The organism is Amphritea opalescens (genome assembly GCF_003957515.1).
GTDB classification, from domain to species: domain Bacteria; phylum Pseudomonadota; class Gammaproteobacteria; order Pseudomonadales; family Balneatricaceae; genus Amphritea; species Amphritea opalescens.
Genome location: NZ_RQXW01000040.1, coordinates 1 through 1,186, shown reverse-complemented (window position 1 = coordinate 1,186; position 1,186 = coordinate 1). Strand labels below are relative to the sequence as shown.

1 protein-coding gene is annotated in these 1,186 nt (G+C 45.7%); it reads right to left on the bottom strand.

What is annotated here, in order from left to right; translation table 11 throughout:
* Positions 1–39: 39 nt before the first annotated feature.
* Positions 40–1,115 (bottom strand): IS3 family transposase gene (locus tag EH243_RS18440; RefSeq protein WP_126160125.1). Its coding sequence is split into 2 segments (ribosomal slippage): positions 40–866 and positions 866–1,115, totalling 1,077 coding nucleotides; the frame shifts between segments, so codons are not numbered across the junction.
* Between the last annotated feature and the right edge of the window lie 71 nt (positions 1,116–1,186).

Sequence of the window (1,186 nt, the reverse complement as noted above, 5' to 3'; positions counted from 1 at the left end):
GGTAATCCTCCCCTTTTTAATAGGCGCTAAAAGTAGAAGTTAAGCGACCATCAGCGGTGGTTTACCACCGTTGGCTTTATGGGGTCGCTCATGATTGTAAAACCATAACCAGCTTGTTGCATAGTCTTGCACTTCATCCAGTGTTTCGAATAGGTGTTTGCTCACCCAGCTGTACCTTATTGTGCGGTTGTGTCGCTCAATATACGCATTCTGTTGTGGGTTGCCTGGTTGAATGTACTCAATACGTATTCCGTTCTTCAGTGCCCAGTCGGTAAATTCATGACTGATAAACTCTGGACCATTATCGCAGCGAATGACCAAGGGTTTACCGCGCCATTCAATCAACTGATTAAGTGACCGTATAACGCGTATTGAAGGTAGTGAAAAGCCTGCGTCAATCGCTAAGCCTTCGCGCTTATAATCATCAATAACATTAAATAGGCGGTACTTCCTGCCGTCAGACAATTGATCATGCATGAAGTCGATTGACCATACTTGGTTTGAACGCAACGGTTGCTTTAATGGTTCAGGCTTGTGCCTTTTAAGCCGTCTGCGGGGCCGTATTCTCAGATTCAAAGCCAGCTCACAGTAGATGCGATAAATCCGCTTATGGTTCCAACGAAAGCCTTTAACGTTGCGAAGATAGTCAAAGCACATCCCAAATCCCCAATCTGTATCTTTCTCAGTCAACTGAATGAGCCAGTCTGCAATTTTGCTATTCTCTGGAGCTAATTTAGGCTGATAGCGATAACAGGTTTCGCTGATGCACAGCGATAGGCAAGCCAACCTGATGCTGACACCCTTAGCTGCAACTATCTGTTGCGCCATCTCTTTACGATGAGACGGCTTTACCACTTTTTTTGCAAAGCCTCCTGAACAATCTCGGCCTTAAGCCTCTCTTCCGCGTACATTTTCTTCAGCCGTCGATTTTCATCTTCAAGCTCTTTTAGCCGAGCCATTAACGAGGCATCCATCCCTCCGTATTTCGCGCGCCACTTATAAAATGAGGCTGAGCTCATTCCGTGTTCACGACAGAGTTCGGGTACTGGCGTACCCGCTTCGGCTTGCTTTAGGATCGCCATGATTTGGCTATCGGTATAACGTGACTTTTTCATGCAGAACCTCCTGCGTATAGATTACGAGAAAATTCTACTTTTGAGCACTATTATTTTTCGGGAGGATTACC